Below are 18370 nucleotides of genomic sequence, written 5' to 3' on the forward strand. Positions count from 1 at the left end.
GTCGCGCGCGTGGGTGCGGACGGGTCCAACGCCCCATCCTGCGACAAATGCGGCCTTCATGCCAACTGGAATAAGATTGGGGGGTGATCTCACGCCTGCTCATCGCCCTGCTGCGCTTCTACAAGCGCTTCATCAGCCCGCTGCTGGGGCCGCGTTGCCGCTTCATGCCCAGCTGTTCTGAATACGCCATGCAAGCCATCGCCACCCATGGCCCCGCGCGCGGCAGCTGGCTGGCCGCGCGCCGGCTGGGCCGCTGCAATCCCTTCCACCCCGGCGGTATCGACGAGGTGCCGCCGCGCGCCGCGCACGACGCCGCCTGCCGCTGCACAGGAAAACACTGAATGTCCTCCACGCTCATCGTCAACGCCCGCCTGGTCAACGAAGGCACCATCACCCAGGGCGACCTGCGCATCGAAGATGGCCGCATCGCGCAGATCGGCCCCGGCCTGGACGCCCGTCCGGGCGAAACCGTGGTCGATGCCGCCGGCCGCTGGCTGCTGCCCGGCATGATCGACGACCAGGTCCATTTCCGTGAGCCCGGCCTGACCCACAAGGGCGACATCGCGACCGAATCGGCCGCGGCCGTCGCCGGGGGCCTGACCAGCTTCATGGACATGCCCAACACCAACCCGCCCACGCTCAATGCCGAGATCCTGCAGGCCAAGTACGATGCCGCCGCCGGCCGTGCACGCGCCAACTACGGGTTCTACATGGGCGCCAGCAACGACAACCTGGCCCACATCCAGGCGCTGGACCCCAAGACGGCGCCGGGCATCAAGGTCTTCATGGGTGCCTCCACCGGCAACATGCTGGTGGACAACCCGGAAACGCTCGATGCGATCTTCCGCGATGCGCCCACGCCGATCATCACGCACTGCGAAGACACGCCGATGATCGACGCCAAGGCCAAGGAGTACGCCGAGAAGTACGGTGATGCCCTCAGTGCCGAGCAGCACCCGGACATCCGCTCGCGCGAGGCCTGCCTGAAGTCCTCCGAGCTGGCCGTGTCGTTGGCGAAGAAGCACGGCACCCGCCTGCACGTGCTGCACATCTCCACCGCCGATGAGCTGGCCCTGTTCGAACGTGGCCCGCTGATCCGCGCCGATGGCAGCCGCAAGCAGATCACCGCCGAAACCTGCATCCATTTCCTGCGCTTTGACCGCAGCGATTACGCGCGCCTGGGCAACCTGATCAAGTGCAACCCGGCGATCAAGGAAGCCAGCGACCGCGAGGCGCTGACCCGCGCCGTGGCCGATGACGTGATCGACGTGCTCGCCACCGATCATGCGCCGCACACCTGGGAAGAGAAGCAGAAGCCCTACGCACAGGCGCCGTCCGGCCTGCCGCTGGTGCAGTACGCGCTCGTGGCCGCGCTGGAGCTGGTGCACGAAGGCAAGCTGGAGATCACCCAGGTCGTGCAGAAGTTCGCGCATGCCCCGGCGCAGCTGTTCGACGTCAGCCAGCGCGGTTACCTGCGCGAGGGCTACTTCGCCGATCTGGTGCTGGTCGAAGACGTGCCCTTCACCGTCAAGCGTGAAGACGTGCTCTCCAAGTGCGGCTGGTCGCCCTTCGAGGGCACCACCTTCCGCTCGCGCATCGCCTCGACCTGGGTCAACGGGCAGTTGGCATGGGATGGCGAGAAGCTGGTGGGCTCGCCGAATGGCCAGCGCATGAGCTTCGACCGCTGATGCGGGCACGGTTGCTGAGTGCGGCCCTGGCGGCCGCCGGCGTCGCGGCGATCGGCAGTCTGCTGCCCTCGCCCGTCATGGCCCAGGCCGAGGCGCGCGTGGTGTTCCCGGCCAGTGCCTCGCAGGGCGCGATGGTGATCGGCAAGGTGCCGGCCGGCAGCGTCGTGCAGTACGGCGGCCGCACCCTGCGCGTGAGCGGGTACGGCAGCGTGGTGTTCGGCATCGGCCGCGATGAGAAGGGCCCGCTGCAGGTGCAGGTGAAGCGCCCGGACGGCGGCAGCGAGACGGTCAGCATTGCGGTCACCCCGCGTGACTGGCCGACCGAGCGGGTCAACGGCGTGCCGCCGAAAACGGTCAATCCACCCCCGGCGATCGCCGAGCGGATCAAGCGTGAGCAGGCCCAGGTCACCGCCGCGCGTGCCCGCGATGACAACCGCGCCGACTTCGCGCAGGCCTTCATCTGGCCGGTCCAGGGCCGGATCAGCGGCCGCTTCGGCAATGCGCGCGTCTACAACGGGCAACCCGGCTCAGGCCATTCGGGCATGGACATCGCGGTGCCGACCGGCACCCCGGTGAAGGCACCGGCGGCGGGGGTGGTCACCTTCGCCGGTCCCGACCTGTATCTGACCGGTGGCACGCTGCTGCTCGATCACGGCTTCGGGATCAGCTCGAACTTCCTGCACCTGTCGCGTATCGACGTGAAGGTCGGCGACCGCGTTGAACAGGGTCAGGTGATTGCCGCCGTGGGCGCGACCGGCCGCGCGACCGGGCCGCACCTGCATTGGGGCATGAACTGGTTCGATACCCGCATCGATCCGCTGCTGGTGCTGGAACGGAAGTAACGCTGTGGTAGGTGCCGATCCTGGTCGGCACGGTCGCACAGAGCGTGCGGACCAAGGTCCGCACCCACCAGAAACAGTCAGCCGCGCGCCCCCCACCAGGCCAGCCACAGCGTACGCATCGGCGTGGCCTGGTACTGGCGGTCCTGCGCCCAGGTCTTCTGCCGGGCGCGCGCCAGGGCGGCGTACAGACGGCGCGGGCGCGGGCCTGCGACCCGGGCTGGCCACTTCGCCAGCAGCTGCTGCGCCCACCGGCGTGGCGCGGCGCTGTCGTCCTCGGCCAGCAGCGAACGCGGAATGGCAGCGACGCCACTCTCGTGCAGGCGCTGGGCCAGGGTCTGCACCAGCACCGGCGTGGCGACATCGCCACGCGCCGGCGTCTGGAACATCACCGCTTCCACCGCGGCCACTGCGGCCGCATAGGCCTGCAACGACCGCAGCGCCTGGGCCGGATCAACCGGTACCGCGCGCGCTTCGATCAGGTCCGGCAGGGTATCTGCCAGCTGCGCCCACGGCGCGCGGACCGGCTCGAGCACCCGGCCCAGCGGATGGCGCGAGCGCTGCACGGACCAGCTGCGCAGTTCCTCGCCCCACCACGCCAGCTTGGCGTCGGAGGGCATCGGGTCGCCGGCGGTATTGAGGATGTCGTCGAACTCCTGCAGCAGCGAGAACCACGCCACCACCAGGGTGCGCTGGCGCTCGGGAACGAAGCGTTCGGCCACCTGCCACTCGGGCCAGCGGGTCCGCCACTTGTCCAGGAAACTGTCCAGGGCGCTGGAAGTACTCACGATGTATTCCTTGAAAGGCTAGAGCGTGCGCGGAAGCGGCCACGCCTTGGCATGTTGCAGGTGTTCGGGCAGTGCGACGAGGGTGTCGGCACCCCACGCCAGCGGATCGTCGGCGTCCAGCCGGTAGCCCCACAACGCGGCGACCGAGGCCATGCCGGCGGCGTTGGCGGCGACGATGTCGCGCTCGTCATCGCCCACATAGACACAGGTGCCCGGGGCGATGCCCATGCGTTCGGCGGCGACCAGCAGCGGCAGCGGATGCGGCTTGCGCTGGGCCAGGGTATCGCCGCCGATCAGCACCTTGCAGCGCTGTTCCCAGCCCAGCTGCGGCACGATCAGCCGGGCCAGGTATTCGGGCTTGTTGGTGACGATGCCCCAGGCACAGCCGGCCGCATCAAGCGCCTCGAGCATGCCGGCGATGCCGTCGAACAACACGGCGTGCTGGCCGATCAGGCCTTCGTAGCGCTCCAGGAACTCCGGCACCAGCGCATCGCGCTCGACCTGCCCCAGCGCGGGGAACGCCACCGAGACCATCGCACGCGAGCCTTTGGAGACCACCGGGCGCAGCGCGTCCAGGGTGATCGGCGCGCGCCCGCGGGCGGCCAGCATCGCATTGGCGGTGGCCAGCATGTCCGGCGCGCTGTCCAGCAGGGTGCCGTCCAGATCGAACAGCACCGCCGGCGGGAAACCGGCCTCAGACACGTGCGACGTCGTCCGGCTTGACCGCGTGGGCCAGGTAATTGATGTCGGTGCGCGTGCTCAGGCGGGCACGGTTGCGCCACGGCTCATAGGCCATGCCGCTGACATCGCGCAGGTTGAAATCGGCCTCGCGCAGCCACTTGCCCAGCTCGGCCGGCTTGATGAAATCCTGGTAGTGGTGCGTGCCCTTGGGCAGCAACCGCGCCACGTACTCGGCGCCGACAATCGCCACGGCGAACGCGGCCGGGGTGCGGTTGACGGTGGAGAGGAACAGCTGGCCGCCGGGCTTGAGCAGGCGGTGGCAGGCGGCGATGATCGCGCCCGGGTCCGGCACGTGCTCGAGCATTTCCATACAGGTGACCACGTCGAAGCTGCCCGGCTGTTCGGCGGCCAGGTCTTCAGCGGCCTGCACGCGGTAGTCGACGGTAACGCCGGTCTCCAACCCGTGCAGGCGTGCGACCTTGACCAGCTCCGGGGCCAGGTCGATCGCGGTCACGTCCGCGCCTTCCTTGGCCAGCGCTTCGCTGAGCAGGCCGCCGCCGCAGCCGATATCGAGCACGCGGGCGCCGCGCAGGGTCACGCGCCGGGCGACGTACTGCAGGCGCACCGGGTTCAGGGCATGCAGCGGCTTCTGCGGGCCGTCGACGTCCCACCAGCGGTTGGCGAGGGCGGCGAACTTGTCCAGTTCGGCCTGATCGAAATTGGTGGACGCATGGGGGGTGTTCATGGGGATCCTTGGTGCATCAAGCACGGATGTGTCGGATACGCTCGCGCCACTGGCGCGCGTTGGCGACGATCGCCGCGGTGTCCATGCCGACCAGTTCGCGCTGGACCAGCTTGGGCTGGCCGGCGATCCAGACATCGCTGACCTGATGGCGGCCGGCGGCATACACAAGCTGCGAGAGCACATGGTGCAGCGGTTGGGTTTCCAGTGCGGACAGGTCCACGCAGACCAGATCGGCCTGCTTGCCGACTTCGATCGAGCCGATGCGGTCACCGAAGCCCAGCGCGCGGGCGCCGCCAAGCGTGGCCGCACGCAGCGTGGTGGCCGCGTCCAGCGCGGTCGCGTCATTGGCGACGGCCTTGGCCAGGATCGCCGCAGTGCGGTTCTCGCTGAACATGTCCAGGTCGTTGTTGCTGGCGCAGCCGTCGGTGCCGATCGCCAGGTTCACGCCAGCACGCTGCAGCGCGCAGGCCGGGCAGAAGCCGGAGGCCAGCTTGAGATTGGATTCCGGGCAGTGCACCACGCTCACGCCGCGCTCGGCGCACAGGTGGATTTCGGCCTCTGTCAGCTGGGTCATGTGCACGGCGATCAGGCGGTCGTTGACCAGGCCCAGCCGGTCCAGGCGCGCCAGCGGGCGCTGGCCGTGCAGCTTGAGCGAGTCGCTGATTTCCTGCGCGGTTTCATGCGTGTGCAGGTGCACCTGCATGTCCAGTTGGTCGGACAGCATGCGCACGCGTTCGAAATTGGCGTCGTTGACGGTATACGGCGCGTGCGGCGCGAACGAGGTGCCGATCAGCGGATCGTTGCGCCACTGGTCGTGCAGCTCGCCGGCCTTGGCGAAGTACTCGTCGTCGGTCTTGGCCCAAGCGGTCGGGAAATCGATGATCACCGCACCGACCAGCGCACGGAACCCGTGCTGCTTGTAGACGGCGGCCTGGACGTCGGAGAAGAAGTAGTTTTCGTTGGCGCAGGTGGTACCGCCGCGCAGCATCTCGGCGATCGCCAGGGTAGTGCCGTCGGCCACGAACTCCGGCCCGATCACCGCCGCTTCGACCGGCCAGATGTGCTGCTGCAGCCAGACCATCAGCGGCAGGTCGTCGGCAACGCCCCGCAGCAGGGTCATGGGATTGTGGGTGTGTGCGTTGACCAGACCCGGCATCAGCGCCGCCTCCGGGCGCGAGACGGTCTGCTTCGGCGCAAAGCGCTCGCGTGCTTCGGCACGCGGCAGGATCGCGATGATCTCGCTGCCACGCACGGCCACGGCATGGTCTTCCAGCACCACCGCATGCGGTTCGATCGGGACCACGTAACCGGCTTCGATCAGCAGGTCACAGGTTTCGGGAATGCGGGCGGTGTCGGTCATGCGGACTCACTTTGCTGGAGAAACAGGTCAGCCTGCGGCAGGGCCTACCTCGAACCTTCAGAAGACCGGCCCCTACTGGACGGCTACCGCGATGCTTCTGGAGGACTGGCCCCTGAGTCAGGGGCGGCCGCGAAGCGGCGGGGTATGGGTGCTGGTGAGTCGGGGCCCACGATCCGCAGCGCGGATCGTGGGAGCGCCAGCGCGAATGCGCTGCCGCGTACCCGGATTACTTGCCTGCGCGTGCGGAGTATTCGCCCGAACGGGTGTCGACCTTGATGATTTCATCCTGGTTGACGAACAGCGGCACGCGGACCACCGCGCCGGTTTCCAGGGTGGCCGGCTTGCCGCCGCCGCCCGAGGTGTCGCCGCGGACGCCCGGATCGGTCTCGGTGATCTTCAGCTCGACGAAGTTCGGCGGCTGGACGAAGATCGGCTCGCCGTTCCACAGGGTGACGATGCAGGACTCTTCGCCCTTCAGCCACTTCTCCGCGCCGCCCATGCCGGCCTTGGTGGCCTGGACCTGCTCGAAGGATTCCGGGTCCATGAAGTGCCAGAACTCGCCGTCGCTGTACATGAAGTCCATGTTGGTATCCACGACGTCGGCCTTCTCCACGTCATCGGTCGCCTTCATGGTCATTTCCACCACGCGGCCGGACTTGATGAAGCGGTACTTCATGCGGGTGAAGGCCTGGCCCTTGCCCGGCTTGACGTATTCGGTCTCGGTGATGACCGCTGGTTCATTGTTGACCAGGATCTTCATCCCGTTCTTGACGTCGTTCATGCCAACAGTGGCCATGCTGAAACTCCTGAATGGGCAAACGCCGCGCAGGCGCGGCGAGCCGGATAGAATGGGAAATCCCACCGACACCGGTGGGGTGACTCGATATTTCTGACCCACATGATAACCGCAGGCCCCCATTCCATGCAGCTTTCCGCCACGCCCCTGGCCGCCCCCGTCCGCTGGCAGCAACGGTGGCGCGAGGCGATCCGCGACCCGCGCGAGCTGCTGCGGCAGCTGGGGCTGGATCCGGTGGCGCTGGGGGTCTCGGATGAGGCGGCCGGCCAGTTCGCGGTGCGCGTACCGCAGGGCTTCGCGGCCCGGATGCGCCACGGCGACCGCCATGACCCCCTGCTGCGCCAGGTTCTGCCGATCACCGACGAGCTGAAGGTCGTGCCCGGCTTCAGCCTGGATGCGGTCGGCGACGGTGCGGCCAAGAAGGCCACCGGGGTCATCCAGAAGTACCGCGGCCGTGCCCTGCTGGTCACCACCGGCAGCTGCGCGATCAACTGCCGCTACTGCTTCCGCCGCCATTTCGACTACGGCACCGAAAACGCCGCCCGCGAGGGCTGGCGCGATGCGGTGGACGCGATCGCCCAGGACCCGGACATCGATGAGGTCATCCTGTCCGGGGGCGATCCGCTGTCGCTGGCCACGCACAAGCTGGTCGAGCTGACCGCGGCGCTGAAGCAGATTCCGCACCTGCGCCGGCTGCGCATCCACAGCCGCCTGCCGGTGGTCCTGCCCGAACGCGTGGATGACGAACTGGTGCAGTGGATCGCCTCGCTGCCGTGGCCGGTGGCGTTCGTGATCCATGCCAACCATGCCAACGAGTTCGATGCGTCGGTGGATGCCGCGATGGCGCGCCTGCGCGCGGCCGGTGCCACCCTGCTCAACCAGGCGGTGCTGTTGCGCGGGGTGAACGATTCGATCCAGGCGCTGCAGGCACTGAGCGAGCGCAGCTTCGCCGCCGGCGTGCTGCCCTATTACCTCTACCAGGTGGACCGGGTCGAGGGCGTGGCCCATTTCGAAGTGGCCGACGACACCGCCAAGGACCTGCATGCGCAACTCACCGCGCGCCTGTCCGGCTACCTGGTGCCCAAGCTGGTCCGCGAGATCTCCGGCGACAGCAGCAAGCGCCCGGTCTGATCAGCTGCCCGATTCGAGCAGCTGCACCACATCGGTCGCGCTGACCGGATGGCTGAGCCAGTAACCCTGGGCCAGGTCGCAACCGCGCTGGGCCAGCAGGTCGAACTGCACTTCCTGCTCGATGCCCTCGGCCACCACGGTGATCCCCAGGGCATGGGCCATGGCGATGATGGCCGTGGTCAGGGCCAGGTCGTCCGCATCGCGCTGCATGTCGGCCACGAAACTCTTGTCGATCTTGACCCCGTCCACCGGCACCTGGCGCAGGTGGCTCAGGCCGGAGAAACCGGTCCCGAAATCGTCCAGCCACACCTTCACGCCGGTCCGGTGCAGCTTGTCCAGCAGGGCGGCGGCCAGCATTTCATCGCCGATCACCGCCGTTTCGGTCAGCTCCAGGTGCAGCCGCGAGGCCGGCAGGCCGGTGTCGCGCAGGCAGTCGGCGACCAGCGTGGGCAGTTCGCCGCCGCGCAACTGCCGCGGGGAGACGTTGACCGAAACGAACAGCCCTTCCCCATCGCCCCCGACCGGCCACTGCACCGCCTCGGTGCAGGCCGCGCGCAGCACCTTGGGGCCGATCACTTCGATCAGCCCGCTCTGCTCGGCCACTTCGATGAAGACCGACGGCGGGATCGTGCCCAGGGTCGGGTGCTGCCAGCGCAGCAGCACTTCCACGCCGACCATGCGGCGGTCGCGGGTGCGGAAGATCGGCTGGTAGGCCAGCCGCAGCTCGCCCCGTTCCCAGGCACCGCGCAGCTCCTGCTCCATGTGCACGCGGCGCTCGACCGCATGGTCCATTGCCCGGCTGTAGTAGCGGTAGCAGTTCTTGCCGGCCATCTTGGCCTGGTACATCGCGATGTCGCCGTTCTTGAGCAGCGTGGTGGCGTCGGCAGCGTCATCGGGGAACAGGGTCACGCCGATCGAGGAGCCCAGGAACAGCTCCCGGCCCTGCACCACCAGCGGCTTGCCCAGTTCGCGCACCAGGATCTCGGCCAGTTCGCGGGCGCCGGCGGCGACATCGCCCTCGCCGATCAGGATCACGAATTCATCGCCGCCAAAGCGCGCCAACAGCGCCTCGTCCCCACCGGCCTGGGCCACCGCCGCGCTGATGCGCTGGGCGAACTGCAGCAGCGCCTCGTCGCCGGCCTCGTGGCCGAGCGTATCGTTGACGCGCTTGAAGTCGTCCATGTCCGCGAACAGCAGGCCCAGCCGGTGGCCGGAGGCCCGCGCGGCCATCAACCGGTGGTCCAGCGCCTCGCGGAATGCCAGCCGGTTGGTCAGCCCGGTCAGGGCATCGGTATAGGCCATGTGCCGCACTTCGCGGTCGTGCCGGGCGATCGCCTGGCTCATCCGACCGAATGCACGCATCAGCTCACCGACTTCATCCTGGCGCCGGATCTCCGGCATCTGCAGGGTGTAGTCACCGGCCTCGATCTGGCGCGCCGCCCCGGCCAGCCAGCGGATCGGCGTCACCAGGGTGCGCTGCACGTAGATGATCACTACCGCACCAATCCCGACCAGCAGCCCGAGCATCAGCAGCAGCCAGCCCAGGTGGCGCTTGCCGACCTGCTGCAGGCGGTCGCCCAGGGTCTGGTTGGCCTGCTGCTCCATGGCCTGCACATCGTCCAGCGCCATGCCCACGCGCACTCCGCCGATCCGCTGGTTGCCGATCATGATCGGCATCGCGTTGTCGAGCACCTTGGGCGACTGCTGGACCACCAGCTCGCGCGCGCCGGCGGCACCGGCGGCGAGCGGGTCGGTCATCGGCTGGCCGAACTCCAGCACGTCCACCGTGCCGTCGTGGATCAGCCGGCCGTTCTCGTCGAACACCAGCACATAGCGCACCACCTGCTGCCGGGAGGTGTTGCGCACCAGCGCCCCGACCTGCTCCAGGTCGTTGTAGTACAGCGGGTTGGCCAGCGCATCGGACAACTCGCGGGCCAGTGCTTCACCACGGCTGCGCACACTGCGGTCGAACAGGTCATGGATGACCGTGCCGCTGAGATGCTGCACCTCGTCCTGCATCGTCGCCTGGCGCCCCAGCACCACGGCCACGATCGCCACCACGACCAGCATCGCGCCGCCCATCGCCAGCACGAAGCGGGCCTGCATTCCCGAACCCAAGCGACTCATTCCACTTCCATCCGCACGCGCGTCAAGCCTTGTTTCAATTCATCCAGCCGGTGCTGCATCTGCGCATCCACCCGGTGGAACCCGGAAGTACCAAAAAATGTCTTCAATGCCGGCTGCGCCTGGGGATCGGATGCGGCATCCAGCAGCACCTGCTGCAGCCGGTCGCGCACCTTCGGATCCAGCCCTTCGCGCACCATCTCCACCGCACGCGGATACGGTTCGGTGCGATGGATGACCCGGAAATCACGCAGGAAGTTGGCCGGAATGCGCTTGCCATCAGACCAGTCCACGCTGCTCACCGCACCGGCATCCACCAGGCCCTTGTGCACGAAGGTGGCGATGTTCGCTTCCGACCGTGCGAAGACGTAACCGACGGTGTCCGGGGCGGCGACATCGCCCAGCGAGGAGAGAATCTCCGGTGTCTCGCCGTGCTGCAACAGGGTCATCACCGGCACCAGATAGGCGCTGGTGGAGGCCGTGTTCTGCAGGGCCAGGGTGTGCCCGCGTAGTGCTTCCAGCGTCTGGATGGGGCTGTCGCGGCGCACGAAGAACACGGTGCGGTACTCGCGCACGCCGCTGCGTTCGGTCAGCAGCAAGGGCCTGGCACCGCTGCGCAGCCCCAATGCGACGGCGGTGCCGGAGGTCTCGGTCACCCAGTCCACGCGGCCGCGGCGCAGGTAGCTGCCCATCTGCTGGGTATCGCGCGCCATCAGGATCCGGCCTTCGGTGATGCCGACGTCGTGCAGGCGCGGAATCACGTAATCAAGCAGGGGCTGCAGCTGCGCATAGTGTGACCTGGGGTCGTCGCTGATCCGTCCCAGCACCAGGACATGGGCGGGTCCGGCAAACGCCGGACCGGTCATCGCGGCGATGGCCAGACACAGCAGCACGCTCTGCAGCAGCCTTCGCAGTCCCGACAAGCCCATCACTCCCCCCAAGGAATCGAGACAGACTACCCGAAAAAATGAGAACTGCGTCAGCTTACAGAGGCTTGTTGGTCGCCAATCGCGCCATGCGCTGTGCGTCGGACAGGATGCCGCGCAGCAGGCGCACTTCCTGTTCACTCAGCTCGGTGCGCAGGAACAGGCGGCGCAGCTTGCGCATCGCCGATTCAGGCGCACGGCCCTTGTGGAAGTCGATCTCATCCAGGGTGTCGCCAAGCTGGCCGAACAGGCCTTCGACCTGCGCATGGCTGGCCGGGGCTTCGCCGAAGCCGGGCTCGGCCGGCGCGGCGACCGGCGCATCGGCTGCGCCCAGGATCGCCATGCGCACTTCGTAGGCCAGGACCTGGACGGCGGCCGCCAGGTTCAAGGAGCTGAACTCAGGGTTGGACGGGATATGGACGGCGGCATGGCACAGCTGCAGCTCTTCGTTGGTCAGGCCGGTGCGCTCGCGGCCGAACACGAAGGCCACTTCGGCCGGTTCGACAGCCTTGGCCAACACGCGCTGGGCGGCCACGGCCGGCAGCAGTTCTTCCAGCTGGACCCGGCGCGAGCGGGCGGTACAGCCCAGCACGAAGCGGCAGTCGGCCACGGCCTCGGCCAGGGTCGCCACCACCGGGGCATCGCCCAGGACATCCTCGGCCCCGGCCGAGCGGCGGAAGGCCTCTTCATCCAGCGGTTTCTCGGGCGCGACCAGGACCAGGCGGCCCAGCCCCATGGTTTTCATGGCCCGTGCGGCCGCCCCCATGTTTCCGGGGTGCTGGGTGCCGACCAGGACGAAGCGGATGCGGGCGGGAGCGGTTTCTACGGACATGAACGGGCCAAATGCGAGCAGGACAGCGACAAATGGTAAACTGTGCGACCGGCCTCTGCGCCGGGACCGCTCTTTTCCCCCGCCAAACCCCTACTCTGCCTTTACGGGAGCTTTTCGCCATGCAGAAACCCGCCGTCACCGTCATGGTCAAGGCCGCCCGCCTCGCCGGCAACGTCCTGTTGCGCAACATCAACAAGCTCGAGGCGTTGAACGTCGTGCAGAAGGGCCGCATGGACTATGCCAGTGAAGTCGATGCAGATGCGGAAAAGGTCATCGTCAAGGAACTCAAGCGCGCCTATCCCGAGTACGGGATCATGGGTGAGGAAGGTGGCGTGCAGTCGGTCAACCGTTACATGTGGGTCATCGATCCGCTGGACGGCACCAGCAACTACCTGCGCGGCTTCCCGCATTACTGCGTCTCCATCGCCCTGGTCGAGAACGGTGAGCCGATCGACGCGGTGATCTTCGATCCCCTCCGCAATGAGCTGTTCACCGCCAGCCGGGGTGCCGGCGCGGTGTTCAATGACCGCCGTATCCGCATTGCCGAACGCAAGGATCTGGGCGGCGCGATGATCCATACCGGTTTTGCGCCGCGTGAGCGCCAGCGCACGAGTGCACAGCTGAAGGCCGTCGATGCGCTGCTGGTGCAGGCAGAAGATGTGCGCCGCACAGGTTCGGCGGCGCTGGATCTGGCCTATGTCGCCTGTGGCCGTGCCGATGCGTATTTCGAGGCCGGCGTGAAGGCGTGGGATATCGCCGCCGGTGTGCTGCTGGTCCGCGAAGCCGGTGGCCGCGTATGCGACTTCAAGGGCGCCACGCCGGCCCGCATGGACAGCCGTGGTCCGGAAACCCAGCAGATCGTTGCCGGCAATGTGAAGATCAGCGATGCGCTGCAGAAGGTGCTGGTCAATACGGGCTACGCGGCGGAGTTCGACGCGAAGTTCTGATCGGGCTGGTTCTGGTCTGCATGACGACGGCGCCTTCGGGCGCCGTTGTTGTGTGTGGGAACAAAAACGCCCGGCGAAAGCCGGGCGTTCTGGTCAGCGCATCGCGGTGCGGATCACACCACGGTGTTGTTGGCAGCGCGCAGGGCGGCGATGCGCTCGTCCAGCGGGGGGTGGCTCATGAACAGCTTCCTGGCGGCGCCGCCAGCGATGCCGAAGGCGGCGATCTGGGTCGGCAGGGTGCTCTGGCCGTGGTTGACCTTGAGGCGCTCCAGGGCGGCGATCATCTTCTGGCGGCCGGCCAGGTGCGCGCCACCGGCGTCGGCGCGGAACTCGCGGTGACGGGAGAACCACATGGAGATCATGGTGGCGAACAGGCCGAACACCATTTCCAGGACGAACACGATGATGTAGTAGGCGAAGCCGCGGCCGCCGCCTTCGCGGTTGCCGGACAGGGCGCTGTCGATGAAGCCACCGACGATGCGGGCCAGGACGATCACGAAGGTATTGAGCACGCCCTGCAGCAAGGCCATGGTGACCATGTCGCCGTTGGCGACGTGGGCGATTTCATGGCCGAGCACGGCTTCGGCTTCGTCTTCGCTCATGTTGTGCAGCAGGCCGGTGGAAACCGCGACCAGCGCCTTGTTGCGGTTGGCGCCGGTGGCGAAGGCGTTGATCTCCGGACCGTCGTAAACGGCCACTTCGGGCATGCCGATGCCGGCTTCACGGGCCTGGCGCTCGACCGTGGCCAGCAGCCAGCGTTCGGTCTGGTTGCGCGGCTCGGTGATCACCACCGCGCCGGTGGAGCGCTTGGCCATGAACTTGGAGAGCAGCAGGGAAATGAACGAGCCACCGAAGCCGAAGATCGCTGCAAAGATCAGCAGGCCGCTCATCTGGTTGGGATTGACGCCCGCCACCGACATCACGATGCCGGCCAGGATCAGCACCGCAAAGTTGGTCAGAAGGAAGAGAGCAATGCGACTGAACATGGGAAAAGGACGCTCGTTGGAGGTTGATGACTGCAAATCTGCGGGGACTTCAGCTTGAATTCAAGTCGCAAACTGACCGACGATTCATAGTCCATGTCCGATTCCTCCTATTGCGGGCGCTTCGCGCCCTCGCCCACCGGCCCGCTGCACCCCGGCTCGTTGCTGGCGGCGCTGGGCAGCTGGCTGCTCGCGCGCCATGCCGGCGGCCGCTGGCTGGTGCGGGTGGAGGATGTCGATCCTCCTCGAACGGTGCCCGGTGCAGTGAACGGCCAACTGGCCGTGCTGGCCGCCTTCGGGCTGTGCAGTGACGGGCCGATCGTCCACCAGAGCCAGCGCGGCGCGCTGTACCGGGCGGCGCTGGACCGGCTGCTGCGCGAGGGCAAGGCGTTCGCCTGCCATTGCAGCCGCAGCGAGCTGGCCGCGCAGGGCGGCATCCATCACCACTGCGTGGCCCGCGCCGCGCGCGCGCAGCCGGCGGTGAGGCTGCGGGTACCGCCCGGCAGCGTGGTGGGGTTCGAGGACGGCCTGCAGGGCCGGATCGTGCAGGACGTGCACGCCGAGGTCGGCGACTTCGTGCTGCGCCGGGCCGACGGTTACTGGGCGTATCAGCTGGCGGTGGTGGTCGACGATGGCGCGCAGCACGTGACCGACGTGGTCCGGGGAGCGGACCTGCTCGATTCCACCCCACGCCAGATCCTGTTGCAGCAGGCGCTGGGCTTGCCGACCCCGCGCTACCTGCACCTGCCGCTGCTGCTGGGTCCCGATGGCCGCAAGCTCTCCAAGTCCGAGGCCGCTCTGCCGATCGACCCTGCCGACCCGCTGCCGGCCCTGCGCCGGGCCTGGGCGCAGCTCGGCCAGGACCCGGCGATCGGCGCGGGTGTCGAGGACGTTTCCAGTTGGCTGCACCAGGCGGCGGCCTGCTTCGATCCGGTGCGATTGCCACCGGGCGACATCCCCATGCGGCAAGCGGCTGACGGGGCTGCCCCTTTTGCTCGCTGATGTTGCAGAATCCTGTTCCCCCTTGTTGGCCCTGCCTTTCGGAGTAGCTGCTCATGACATCTCGCGTCGCACTGGTCACCGGTGGTACCGGCGGTATCGGCACTGCCATCTGCCAACGCCTGGCCGACCAGGGCCATCGGGTCGCCACCAACTACCGTGACGAAGCCAAGGCCAAGGCCTGGCGCGAGAAGATGCTGGCCCGCGGCTGCGATGTGGCGATCTTTCCGGGCGATGTATCCGAGCCGGACACGGCCGAAAGCATGGTGCAGGCCGTCGAAGCGGCGCTGGGCCCGGTCGAGATCCTGATCAACAACGCCGGCATCACCCGCGACACCACGTTCCATCGCATGCGTGCGGACCAGTGGCACGACGTCATCAACACCAACCTCAACTCGGTGTTCAACGTCACCCGCCCGGTGATCGAGGGGATGCGCCGCCGCGGCTGGGGCCGGGTCATCCAGATCAGCTCGATCAACGGCCTGAAGGGCCAGTACGGCCAGGCCAACTACGCGGCGGCCAAGGCCGGCATGCACGGTTTCACCATTTCCCTGGCCCGTGAGAACGCGGGTTTCGGGATCACCGTGAACACCATCTCTCCGGGCTACGTGGCAACGGACATGGTGATGGCCGTGCCGGACGAAGTGCGCGCCAAGATCATCGCCGACATTCCCACCGGCCGCCTCGGCAAGCCGGAGGAAATCGCTTACGCGGTGGCGTTCCTGGTCAACGAGGAGGCCTCCTGGATCACCGGCTCCAACCTGGACATCAACGGTGGCCACCACATGGGGTGGTAAGGGCGGCGATGCACCGAGGGCGCGCGGACCGGGCGGGATGTGCGGGCCAACGGCGGGCGAAGGGCCAAATTGCTGCACCCTATGCTGCGCAACATAAATGCGGGCCCTTGCTACTTATGGCGGTTGCATAGGCTGCTGCACTGCGCCATGCTGCGCGCCTACTGTGATGAGTGACTGCTTCATGGCTGCGACCCGCATTATCAAGAAGTATCCGAACCGCCGGCTCTACGACACGGAAATCTCCAGCTACATCACCATAGAGGATGTGCGCCAGCTGATCCTGGATGGTGAGGACTTCGAGGTGCGCGATGCCAAGAGCGGTGATGACCTGACCCGCTCGGTGCTGCTGCAGATCATCGCCGACCAGGAACAGGACGGCGAACCGATGCTGTCCACCCAGCTGCTCAGCCAGCTGATCCGCTTCTATGGCGATTCGCTGCAGGGCTTCATGGGCAATTACCTGGAGCGCAGCATGCAGGTCTTCCTGGACCAGCAGCAGCAGTTCCGCCAGCAGATGGGCAATCTGCTGGGCCAGACCCCGTGGGCGATGATGAACCAGCTGACCGAGCGCAACATGGAGATGTGGCAGGACTTCCAGCGCAACATGGGCACCGGCTTCGGCGGCCGCCCGGGCGGCACCGGAACCGGTACCGGTACCGGCACGGGAACCGGCAAGAAGCCGGAAACCCCGGCGCCCGGCGCAGGCAAGACCCGCCGCTGAGACCGGTTCCGCTGCAGAAAAGAAAAAGGCGCAGCCTCCGGGCCGCGCCTTTTCTCGTTCCGGGGCCAGGCGTCACTGTCGACGCCCCTGTGCCCGATGCCCTCAGCGCTTGGGCTTGGCGCAACCGGTGCAGACGCGCTCGACCTTGTAGCCCTTGGCGCGCAGCTTCTCCACGACCCCATCGCTGCCCAGCAGATGCAGCGTGCCGACCACCACCAGCGTGCCCCCCTGCCCGGCCTGCAGGTGCTGCTGCAGCTTCGGCACCCAGGCATCATTGCGGTCGGTGTTGATGCGCTTGTACAGCTGCGGGTACTGGCCGCGCATCTCGGTGGCCATCGAGGTCCACAGCAGCTTGTCGTCGCCGCGGCGCCAGGCATCGTGCAGCTTGCGCCCCATTTCATCGCCCTTGCCGGCCTGCTCCAGGGCTTCGGCCACCATCTGCTGCTGTTCCTTGGCCGACATGCCCGACAGCACCGCGATCTGCGTGTCGATATCCTCCAGCCCGGCAGTCGCCTTGCCCGCGCTGGCGGCCCGTGTCATGAAATGCCGGTCCAGCCCCAGCGCCGGGTCCAGGCCCATCTTGGTGAACTGGCTCAGGGTGATGGTCAGGCCGACGAACCACGGTTTCATGCCCTGCAACTGGGCCAGCGGCAGCTTGTTTTCCTGCGCATAGGCCTGCAGCCGGGTCCAGGTGGCCGCATCGAGGTCGCGTTTGAGTTCCGAGCCATCGGTGCGCATCGCCGCCTGCACCATCTTCTGCGCCAGTTCGGGCGACTCCATGTCCTGCGGCGAGAGTTCGAACACCACCCGCTGCGAGGCGGCGAAGGCCTGGTCGACATCCGCCGACAGCGGGTAGTCCGTGGGCTGCAGCAGATGGAACGAACCCAGCAGGTACACGCGGCTGTCGCCCGGACCGGTGACCTTCCACAGCAGTGGAACCGGCGGGCTGGCCTTGGCGGTTGCGGGTGCACGCGGCGCGACCGGGCGCGCGTCGGCGCTGACCGTGCCGGCCAACAGGCCCGCAGCAATCAGCAACGGGGACAACAGACGCGACAACATCGACATGTTCAAGCCTCTCCTTCGGGGGCGTGGTACGCCTGCTCACCGGCGTCCACGCGCAGGTCCAGGCGGTTTTCAGGGGGCGTCAGCGGACAGGTGGCAAAGGCCGTGAACGCGCACGGCGGGTTGTAGGCCTGGTTGAAATCGATCACCACGCGGCCCTGGTCATCCGGCGCAGGCAGATCCAGATAACGGCCGGCCGGATAACTGCCGTGACCACTGGTACGGTCACCGAAGATCACGAACAGCGCGCGGCCCGGCTCGCCTATGGCTTCCAGCCGCCAGGTGCGGCCGTCGCGCTCGAACTCCAGGGCGCCCGCATTGGGCATGTTCGTGGTCAGGCCGGTGATGTCCACCATCGGCAGCGTCTTGCCGGCCGGGTGCGGTACGAAGCGCGCCGTGACGCGCCACGACGCGCCGCCCGGCCAGTACGTCAAGCCGGTGAAGTTCATCCGCGAAGGCGCCTCGGCATGCTTGACCCGCAGCGCGAACCGCTCGCCGCGATGGATCAGGCTGAGTCGGCCCTTGCCGTCGTCGAAGGCGATGACGGTCGGGGTCGGATCGCGATCGCTGAAGAAGCGGATGCGGCCAGTGACCGGCTTGCCATCCACCTGCATCGCCACCCCACGCTCGGGCGTGAACCAGACGGCGTCACCCTCGCGCGCGACCATGCCCAGCTTGTCCGGGCCGACCGCCAGGCGGATGCCGCTGCCCGGGCCGCGACCGATGTAATGCGCTTTGTATTCCAGCCAATGCAGGCCGACCAGGCTGGTCCAGCCGTCGGCGGCATGCAGTTCCTCGTAGCGCTGTTGGCGCCACTGCTGCTGTTCGGCCTCGAAGGCCGGATCGATCGCCACCTTCGCAGGGGCATCCACCGCTTTCTCGCCACACCCCGCCACGCTCACTGCCAGCAGCACTACGGCCGCCCACACTCCCCAGTGCTTGTTCATGACC

18 protein-coding genes and 1 pseudogene are annotated in these 18370 nt (G+C 67.6%); 8 read left to right on the forward strand and 11 right to left on the reverse strand.

Annotated elements, in window-relative coordinates:
• The first annotated feature begins 83 nt into the window (after window positions 1-83).
• Genes yidD through BIZ42_RS03330 form a run of 3 tightly spaced genes read left to right on the forward strand, consistent with a single transcriptional unit; the run spans window position 84 to window position 2530 of the window.
• Window positions 84-341: a membrane protein insertion efficiency factor YidD gene (gene yidD / locus BIZ42_RS03320; protein ID WP_070425545.1), complete on the forward strand. Its 258-nt coding sequence runs from the start codon at window positions 84-86 to the stop codon at window positions 339-341.
• Entirely contained in the window at window positions 342-1688 is a 1347-nt protein-coding gene (locus tag BIZ42_RS03325; protein WP_070425546.1) for a dihydroorotase, read from the forward strand.
• Window positions 1688-2530, forward strand: coding sequence for a M23 family metallopeptidase (locus BIZ42_RS03330; protein WP_070425547.1), 843 nt, complete (start codon window positions 1688-1690; stop codon window positions 2528-2530). Before BIZ42_RS03325 ends, BIZ42_RS03330 begins: the two co-directional genes overlap by 1 nt.
• Before the next feature lie 77 nt (window positions 2531-2607).
• On the opposite strand, the gene BIZ42_RS03335 is transcribed toward BIZ42_RS03330, so the two are convergent.
• From BIZ42_RS03335 to efp, 5 genes are all read right to left on the reverse strand, one after another.
• Window positions 2608-3315, reverse strand: a complete 708-nt coding sequence (locus BIZ42_RS03335) for a squalene/phytoene synthase family protein (RefSeq protein ID WP_070425548.1) — start codon at window positions 3313-3315, stop codon at window positions 2608-2610.
• Window positions 3316-3333: 18 nt separating this feature from the next.
• Complete coding sequence (locus BIZ42_RS03340) at window positions 3334-4017, reverse strand: phosphoglycolate phosphatase (RefSeq protein WP_070425549.1); 684 nt, start codon at window positions 4015-4017, stop codon at window positions 3334-3336.
• Window positions 4010-4741, reverse strand: a complete 732-nt coding sequence (gene ubiG, locus BIZ42_RS03345; RefSeq protein WP_070425550.1) for a bifunctional 2-polyprenyl-6-hydroxyphenol methylase/3-demethylubiquinol 3-O-methyltransferase UbiG — start codon at window positions 4739-4741, stop codon at window positions 4010-4012. Before ubiG ends, BIZ42_RS03340 begins: the two co-directional genes overlap by 8 nt.
• Before the next feature lie 16 nt (window positions 4742-4757).
• Complete coding sequence (locus BIZ42_RS03350; protein ID WP_070425551.1) at window positions 4758-6101, reverse strand: TRZ/ATZ family hydrolase; 1344 nt, start codon at window positions 6099-6101, stop codon at window positions 4758-4760.
• A 226-nt stretch (window positions 6102-6327) separates the two neighbouring features.
• On the reverse strand, window positions 6328-6897 hold the full coding sequence (efp, locus tag BIZ42_RS03355) for an elongation factor P (RefSeq protein WP_019182820.1): 570 nt from the start codon (window positions 6895-6897) through the stop codon (window positions 6328-6330).
• Window positions 6898-7023: 126 nt separating this feature from the next.
• Between efp and epmB the strand changes: the two genes are divergently transcribed.
• Window positions 7024-8028 (forward strand): EF-P beta-lysylation protein EpmB, encoded by a 1005-nt coding sequence (epmB, locus tag BIZ42_RS03360; RefSeq protein WP_019182819.1) that lies wholly within the window; start codon window positions 7024-7026, stop codon window positions 8026-8028.
• Here epmB and BIZ42_RS03365 read toward each other — a convergent pair whose 3' ends face one another.
• The 3 genes from BIZ42_RS03365 to BIZ42_RS03375 are packed head-to-tail and all read right to left on the reverse strand — an operon-like array spanning window position 8029 to window position 11910.
• A complete protein-coding gene (locus BIZ42_RS03365; protein ID WP_070425552.1) occupies window positions 8029-10155 on the reverse strand; it encodes an EAL domain-containing protein in 2127 nt (708 codons plus the stop codon). It lies immediately after the preceding gene.
• Complete coding sequence (locus BIZ42_RS03370) at window positions 10152-11084, reverse strand: phosphate/phosphite/phosphonate ABC transporter substrate-binding protein (protein WP_156785683.1); 933 nt, start codon at window positions 11082-11084, stop codon at window positions 10152-10154. Before BIZ42_RS03370 ends, BIZ42_RS03365 begins: the two co-directional genes overlap by 4 nt.
• A gap of 52 nt (window positions 11085-11136) precedes the next feature.
• On the reverse strand, window positions 11137-11910 hold the full coding sequence (locus BIZ42_RS03375) for an RNA methyltransferase (RefSeq protein WP_070425553.1): 774 nt from the start codon (window positions 11908-11910) through the stop codon (window positions 11137-11139).
• A 119-nt stretch (window positions 11911-12029) separates the two neighbouring features.
• Here BIZ42_RS03375 and BIZ42_RS03380 point away from each other — a divergent pair, with 119 nt between their 5' ends.
• Complete coding sequence (locus BIZ42_RS03380; RefSeq protein WP_019182815.1) at window positions 12030-12857, forward strand: inositol monophosphatase family protein; 828 nt, start codon at window positions 12030-12032, stop codon at window positions 12855-12857.
• A gap of 113 nt (window positions 12858-12970) precedes the next feature.
• Here BIZ42_RS03380 and htpX read toward each other — a convergent pair whose 3' ends face one another.
• The gene (gene htpX, locus BIZ42_RS03385) at window positions 12971-13843 is read right to left on the reverse strand and encodes a protease HtpX (RefSeq protein ID WP_019182814.1); all 873 of its coding nucleotides are present in this window, start codon (window positions 13841-13843) and stop codon (window positions 12971-12973) included.
• A 93-nt stretch (window positions 13844-13936) separates the two neighbouring features.
• On the opposite strand from htpX, the pseudogene gluQRS reads away from it, so the two are divergent.
• The 3 genes and pseudogenes from gluQRS to phaR all read left to right on the forward strand — a co-directional run.
• Window positions 13937-14839: pseudogene (gene gluQRS, locus BIZ42_RS03390) on the forward strand (tRNA glutamyl-Q(34) synthetase GluQRS); the annotation flags it as partial.
• A gap of 56 nt (window positions 14840-14895) precedes the next feature.
• Window positions 14896-15636, forward strand: a complete 741-nt coding sequence (gene phbB, locus BIZ42_RS03395; protein ID WP_019182812.1) for an acetoacetyl-CoA reductase — start codon at window positions 14896-14898, stop codon at window positions 15634-15636.
• Between the two features lie 181 nt (window positions 15637-15817).
• The gene (phaR, locus tag BIZ42_RS03400) at window positions 15818-16357 is read left to right on the forward strand and encodes a polyhydroxyalkanoate synthesis repressor PhaR (protein WP_019182811.1); all 540 of its coding nucleotides are present in this window, start codon (window positions 15818-15820) and stop codon (window positions 16355-16357) included.
• A 102-nt stretch (window positions 16358-16459) separates the two neighbouring features.
• Here the strand turns inward: phaR and BIZ42_RS03405 are convergent, their stop codons facing one another.
• Window positions 16460-17422 (reverse strand): TraB/GumN family protein, encoded by a 963-nt coding sequence (locus tag BIZ42_RS03405; RefSeq protein ID WP_070425555.1) that lies wholly within the window; start codon window positions 17420-17422, stop codon window positions 16460-16462.
• Window positions 17423-17424: 2 nt separating this feature from the next.
• The gene (locus BIZ42_RS03410) at window positions 17425-18366 is read right to left on the reverse strand and encodes a DUF1684 domain-containing protein (RefSeq protein ID WP_070425556.1); all 942 of its coding nucleotides are present in this window, start codon (window positions 18364-18366) and stop codon (window positions 17425-17427) included.
• Window positions 18367-18370 lie beyond the last annotated feature (4 nt).

This window comes from Stenotrophomonas sp. LM091 (assembly GCF_001806305.1).
In the GTDB taxonomy this organism is placed as follows: domain Bacteria; phylum Pseudomonadota; class Gammaproteobacteria; order Xanthomonadales; family Xanthomonadaceae; genus Stenotrophomonas; species Stenotrophomonas bentonitica_A.

Bases quoted from the DNA above. Each gene is read 5' to 3' on its own strand.
- BIZ42_RS03325 (WP_070425546.1), top strand. From the start codon at position 342: ATGTCCTCCACGCTCATCGTCAACGCCCGCCTGGTCAACGAAGGCACC.
- BIZ42_RS03330 (WP_070425547.1), top strand. From the start codon at position 1,688: ATGCGGGCACGGTTGCTGAGTGCGGCCCTGGCGGCCGCCGGCGTCGCG.
- ubiG (WP_070425550.1), bottom strand. From the start codon at position 4,741: ATGAACACCCCCCATGCGTCCACCAATTTCGATCAGGCCGAACTGGAC.
- BIZ42_RS03350 (WP_070425551.1), bottom strand. From the start codon at position 6,101: ATGACCGACACCGCCCGCATTCCCGAAACCTGTGACCTGCTGATCGAA.
- efp (WP_019182820.1), bottom strand. From the start codon at position 6,897: ATGGCCACTGTTGGCATGAACGACGTCAAGAACGGGATGAAGATCCTG.
- epmB (WP_019182819.1), top strand. From the start codon at position 7,024: ATGCAGCTTTCCGCCACGCCCCTGGCCGCCCCCGTCCGCTGGCAGCAA.
- BIZ42_RS03365 (WP_070425552.1), bottom strand. From the start codon at position 10,155: ATGAGTCGCTTGGGTTCGGGAATGCAGGCCCGCTTCGTGCTGGCGATG.
- BIZ42_RS03375 (WP_070425553.1), bottom strand. From the start codon at position 11,910: ATGTCCGTAGAAACCGCTCCCGCCCGCATCCGCTTCGTCCTGGTCGGC.
- BIZ42_RS03380 (WP_019182815.1), top strand. From the start codon at position 12,030: ATGCAGAAACCCGCCGTCACCGTCATGGTCAAGGCCGCCCGCCTCGCC.
- htpX (WP_019182814.1), bottom strand. From the start codon at position 13,843: ATGTTCAGTCGCATTGCTCTCTTCCTTCTGACCAACTTTGCGGTGCTG.
- phbB (WP_019182812.1), top strand. From the start codon at position 14,896: ATGACATCTCGCGTCGCACTGGTCACCGGTGGTACCGGCGGTATCGGC.
- phaR (WP_019182811.1), top strand. From the start codon at position 15,818: ATGGCTGCGACCCGCATTATCAAGAAGTATCCGAACCGCCGGCTCTAC.
- BIZ42_RS03405 (WP_070425555.1), bottom strand. From the start codon at position 17,422: ATGTCGATGTTGTCGCGTCTGTTGTCCCCGTTGCTGATTGCTGCGGGC.
- BIZ42_RS03410 (WP_070425556.1), bottom strand. From the start codon at position 18,366: ATGAACAAGCACTGGGGAGTGTGGGCGGCCGTAGTGCTGCTGGCAGTG.